Origin of the sequence: Streptomyces sp. NPDC051940 (assembly GCF_040680895.1) — a bacterium.
Classification (GTDB): domain Bacteria; phylum Actinomycetota; class Actinomycetes; order Streptomycetales; family Streptomycetaceae; genus Streptomyces.
In genome coordinates this window covers 1-5632 of the sequence record NZ_JBFAXR010000242.1, presented here as the reverse complement: position 1 = coordinate 5632, position 5632 = coordinate 1, and the positions used below count along the sequence as shown (strand labels likewise).

At 71.5% G+C, this 5632-nt stretch carries 2 protein-coding genes; one reads left to right on the top strand and one right to left on the bottom strand.

What is annotated here, in order from left to right; translation table 11 throughout:
• Positions 1-790 precede the first annotated feature (790 nt).
• Complete coding sequence (ileS, locus tag AB0M28_RS39805; protein WP_365415620.1) at positions 791-3937, bottom strand: isoleucine--tRNA ligase; 3147 nt, start codon at positions 3935-3937, stop codon at positions 791-793.
• 527 nt (positions 3938-4464) lie between these two features.
• Between ileS and AB0M28_RS39800 the strand changes: the two genes are divergently transcribed.
• Complete coding sequence (locus tag AB0M28_RS39800; RefSeq protein WP_365415618.1) at positions 4465-5307, top strand: TraR/DksA C4-type zinc finger protein; 843 nt, start codon at positions 4465-4467, stop codon at positions 5305-5307.
• Positions 5308-5632: the final 325 nt, after the last annotated feature.

The window sequence follows — 5632 nt, the reverse complement described above, 5'->3', positions numbered from 1 at the left end:
CGCCCCCGACGGCTGGTTCGAGGCGCAGTCCGTCCAGGTGCTCGCGATGACGCCGACAAGGATCGCACGGGTCGTCACCTTTCTCGATCCCGGGCGCCCCCGGACCCCCAAGGGGTGTTTGCTACGGGGCCGGCGCGGCCCCTGACAGACTCCCGGGGCCCGGGGCGCGAGGTGGTTGCCTCGGAGGGGCGGGCGCGGGACCTGACAAAGCTTCGGGGCTTCGCCCCGGGCCCAGGGCAGCGGGACGGTTTGCCTTGGGGCCCGGGTGCGGGACGCGACAGGTTCCGGGGCCTTCGCCCCGGCCCTGGCAGGAGCAGGACGGTTGCTTTAGGTGGCGGGTGTGGGGCGTGCCAGATTCCGGGACTTCGCCCGCAGACCCCGTAGGCGCGGGACCTGGCAGCGGTTCGGGGCTTCGCCTCGGGCCCCAGGGCAGCGGGACAGTTTGCCTTGAGGTGGGCGGGGGTCCTGACAGGCTTCCGGGCTTCGTTCCTGGCCCCGGGGGAGCGGGACGGTTGCCTTGGCCTGGTCTGATCCCAGGTGCACCCGGGCTCGGTGGGGGCTGGGTGGTTGGGGTGGGTGGTTGGCTGAACCGGCCCGGTGGGGTAGGGGTGGGCGGGAGTGGTGGGTGTGTGTCCGCTGGCGCCCCGTCGCTTTCCGCCCCGATGGCGTGGGGGGAGCCCGTTGCCCGGGCGGTGGGTCTCGTCGGGGGTGCTTGGGGTGGCTGGCAAAGCGCAAAGCGCGCCCGCCCCAGTTCCCGGTAGGGGGTGGGGCGGGCGCGGGGTGTGGGGGGTTACGCCTTGTGGAGGCGGAACGTGAGGCCCAGGGGGGTGTCCGTGAACGGTTCGCCGTAGGCGTCGTCGCCCTCGCCGGGGGCGAAGTCCGTCGCGAGGACCTCGTCCCCGATCAGCGCCGCGTGCTCCGTGAGCGCGAGCGTCAGCTCCTCGGACGCCGACGCCCACCGCAGGTGGATGCGGTCCGCGACGTCCAGGCCCGAGTTCTTGCGGGCCTCCTGGATGAGCCGGATCGCGTCGCGGGCGAGACCCGCGCGCCGCAGCTCCGGGGTGAGCTCCAGGTCGAGGGCCACCGTCGCGCCCTGGTCGGAGGCGACCGACCAGCCCTCGCGCGGGGTCTCCGTGATGATGACCTCCTCCGGGCTCAGCTCCACCGGCGAGCCGTCCACCTCGACGGACGTCGCCCCCGTGTCACGCAGCTCCGCCGACAGGCGGGAGGCGTCGGCCGACGCGACGGCCTTGGCCACCGCCTGGACGCCCTTGCCGAAACGCTTGCCGAGAGCGCGGAAGTTGGCCTTCGCGGACGTGTCGACGAGCGAGCCGCCGACCTCCGCGAGGGACGCCAGCCCCAGCACGTTCAGCTCCTCGGCGATCTGCGACCGCAGCTCGTCGCCCAGCGTCTCGAAGCCGACCGCGCCGACCAGCGCCCGCGACAGCGGCTGCCGGGTCTTGACGCCCGACTCCGCACGCGAGGCGCGGCCCAGCTCCACCAACCGCCGTACCAGCGCCATCTGCTGCGACAGCGAGGCGTCGACCAGCGACGGGTCGACCGACGGCCAGGACGAGAGATGCACCGACTCCGGCGCGTCCGGGGTCACCGGCACGACCAGGTCCTGCCACACCCGTTCCGTGATGAACGGCGTGAGCGGGGCCATGAGCCGCGTGACGGTCTCCACGACCTCGTGCAGGGTGCGCAGCGCCGCCGGCTCGCCCTGCCAGAAGCGGCGACGGGAGCGGCGGACATACCAGTTGGAGAGGTCGTCGACGAACGCGGAGAGCAGCTTGCCGGCGCGCTGGGTGTCGTACGACTCCATCGCGTCGGTGACCTCGGCGACCAGCGTGTTCAACTCGCCGAGCAGCCAGCGGTCCAGCAGCGGCCGGTCCGCCGGCGCCGGGTCGGCGGCCGAGGGCGCCCAGTTCGACGTACGGGCGTACAGGGCCTGGAAGGCCACCGTGTTCCAGTATGTGAGGAGCGTCTTGCGGACGACCTCCTGGATCGTGCCGTGCCCGACGCGCCGGGCCGACCACGGCGAGCCGCCCGCAGCCATGAACCACCGCACCGCGTCCGCCCCGTGCCGGTCCATCAGCGGGATCGGGTCCAGGGTGTTGCCCAGGTGCTTGGACATCTTGCGGCCGTCCTCGGCGAGGATGTGGCCCAGGCAGACCACGTTCTCGTACGACGACTTGTCGAAGACCAGCGTGCCGACCGCCATCAGCGTGTAGAACCAGCCGCGCGTCTGGTCGATGGCCTCGCTGATGAACTGCGCCGGGTAGCGGGACTCGAAGAGCTCCCGGTTCTTGTGCGGGTAGCCCCACTGCGCGAACGGCATCGAACCCGAGTCGTACCAGGCGTCGATGACCTCCGGGACGCGCGTCGCCGTCGCCGCGCACTGCGGGCAGTCGAAGGTGACGTCGTCGATGTACGGGCGGTGCGGGTCCAGCTCCGACTGGTCGGTGCCGGTCAGCTCCGACAGCTCCGCACGCGAGCCGACGCAGGTGAGGTGGCCCTCCTCGCAGCGCCAGACGGGCAGCGGGGTGCCCCAGTAGCGGTTGCGGGAGAGCGCCCAGTCGATGTTGTTGTTCAGCCAGTCGCCGAAGCGGCCGTACTTCACCGACTCCGGGTACCAGTTGGTCTTCTCGTTCTCCCGCAGCATCGCGTCCTTCACCTGCGTGGTGCGGATGTACCAGGACGGCTGCGCGTAGTAGAGCAGCGCCGTGTGGCAGCGCCAGCAGTGCGGGTAGCTGTGCTCGTACGGGACGTGGCGGAAGAGGCGGCCGCGGACCTTGAGGTCCTCGGTGAGAGCCTCGTCGGCCTTCTTGAAGAACTGGCCGCCGACCAGCGCCAGTCCCTCCTCGAACGTGCCGTCGGGGCGGACCGGGTTGACGACGGGCAGGCCGTACGCGCGGCAGGTGCGCAGGTCGTCCTCGCCGAAGGCGGGCGCCTGGTGGACCAGGCCCGTACCGTCCTCCGTCGTCACGTATTCGGCGTTGACGACGAAGTGCGCGCCCTCCAGCTCGACCAGCTCGAAGGGGCGGTCGTACGTCCAGCGCTCCATCTCGCGGCCGGTGAAGGACTGGCCGGTGGGCTCCCAGCCCTCGCCGAGGGCCTTGGCGAGCAGCGGCTCGGCCACGACCAGCTTCTCCTCGCCGTCGGTGGCCACCACGTACGTGACGTCCGGGTGCGCGGCGACGGCCGTGTTGGACACGAGCGTCCACGGGGTCGTCGTCCACACCAGCAGCGACGCCTCGCCGGCCAGCGGGCCGGAGGTCAGCGGGAAGCGGACGAAGACCGAGGGGTCCACGACCGTCTCGTAGCCCTGCGCCAGCTCGTGGTCCGACAGACCCGTGCCGCAGCGCGGGCACCAGGGCGCGACGCGGTGGTCCTGGACCAGCAGGCCGTTGTCGAAGATCTGCTTCAGCGACCACCAGACGGACTCGATGTACTCCGGGTCCATCGTCCAGTAGGCGTCGTCGAGGTCGACCCAGTAGCCCATGCGGGTCGTGAGGTCGGAGAACGCGTCCGTGTGACGGGTCACCGACTCGCGGCACTTGGCGTTGAACTCGGCGATGCCGTAACGCTCGATGTCCTGCTTGCCGCTGAAGCCCAGCTCCTTCTCCACGGCCAGCTCGACCGGCAGGCCGTGGCAGTCCCAGCCGGCCTTGCGGGCCACGTGGTAGCCGCGCATGGTGCGGAAGCGGGGGAAGACGTCCTTGAAGACGCGGGCCTCGATGTGGTGGGCGCCCGGCATGCCGTTGGCGGTGGGCGGGCCCTCGTAGAAGACCCATTCGGGGCGGCCCTGCGACTGCTCCAGGCTCTTGGCGAAGATCTTCTGCTCGTCCCAGAAGTCCAGCACGGCGTGCTCCAGGGCGGGTAGGTCGACCTGGGCGGGGACCTGTCGGTACGCGGGTACCTGTGGCGGCGTCATCGGCTTCCTCCGGCGCGGACATCTCTTCGTTTCCGTCGTCCGGAGGGACGAGAGCCTCGTTCGCTCCCGCGGTACCACCCTCCTTGGCGGTGGGCTGGGCCCGCCGCCCCCTCATTGGGGTCGCGCTGCCGGGTCTACTCGCCTCGCGGGCTTTCTTCCGGCGGCTCCGGGGTGATCTTCACGCCGTGCGGTCCTCCCGGGCTCGCACCGTCCCCGGGTCGCTGATGGCCGCTGGCGACGCTACTCGTCCCCATCCACGCCTTTCGCGTCCCGCCAGTCTACGGCCCCGCGGGGGCGTACGCCGACCGGTTTACGGGCGGGGGCCGCGCGGTCCCCGATGGGCTACGCCGGGGGGCTTAGGCCGTCCGGGGCGGAATACCCGGCCGCCTGCTGGGCACAACGAGGGGAGACCGTTCTGCTATGGCGTGCCCTGTTGCTGCGAGGTCTGTGTCGATTTATCGTTCCGGCACCGTTCGGTAAATGATCACAGTGCGCGCACGATCACACTATGTGAAGGGATCGCGGCCATGGTGGCGGAGAAGTCCACGTCGGCAGCGAAGAAGACGACGAAGAAAGCGACGGCGAAGAAGACGGCCGCGAAGAAGACGGCTGCGAAGAAGACGGCTGCGAAGAAGACGGCTGCGAAGAAGACGGCTGCCAAGAAGGCGGTCGCCAAGAAGGCCGCCAAGAAGGCGGTCGGCAGTAGCGCGGCCGCCGAGACGGCGGCCGGGGCGGCCACGGCCGAGAAGACTGCCAAGAAGGCGGCCAAGAAGACTGCCAAGAAGGCGGCGGGCAAGGCCAAGGCCGAGAGCGCCACCGCCGCGAAGGCGACGGCGAAGACCGCCGCCGCGAAGAAGAAGACCGCTTCGGCGAAGACGACGGGAGCCAAAAAGGTGGTCGCGAAGAAGAATCCGGCTGTCGGGGAGAGCGTCGCGACGGCCGGGGTGCCCGGGGCCCGCATCGCCGATGCGGAGGGCGGCGGCCTGGCCGTACGTCCGGGCGAGGACCCCTGGACGCCCGAGGAAGTGGCCGAGGCCCGGCGTGAGCTGGAGGGCGAGGCGGTGCGCCTGCGCGCGGAGATCATCGCCGCGGACGAGGCGATCACCGGCCTCATGCGGGACGCGGGTGCGGGGGCGGGGGACGACCAGGCGGACACGGGGACGAAGAACATCGAACGCGAGCACGGGCTGGCGCTCGCCGCGGGGGCGCGGGAGCGGCTCACGCAGACGGAGCGGGCGCTCGAGCGGCTCGACGCGGGGACGTACGGGCTCTGCGAGTCGTGTGGGAAGGCGATCGGGAAGGCCCGCATGCAGGCGTTTCCTCGGGCGACGCTGTGTGTGGAGTGCAAGCAGCGGCAGGAGCGGAGGTAACCCTCCCGGGTTCGGTGGCGTCCGGGCTCCGCCCGCGGGGGTGGGCGGGCTCAGGGTGCCGCTTGGGTCGGCTGCCGTCGCGGTTGGCCTTCGGCCGGAGTCCTCAGGCGCCGGACGGGCTGATTCTCGCCTTGCGCTGGCTGACGCGGTCGGCGCTGCGCGCCTCGTCCTCAAGCGCCGGACGGGCTGGGATTGGTGCCGGTCACGCTGCGAGCGTCCGGTGTCGCTGGCGCCTGCGGCGCGGTTCGGCGCTCCGCGCCTCAGTCCTCAAACGCCGGACGGGCTGGGGGTGCGACAACGGGCCCCCCGCCCGTAACCCCCACCC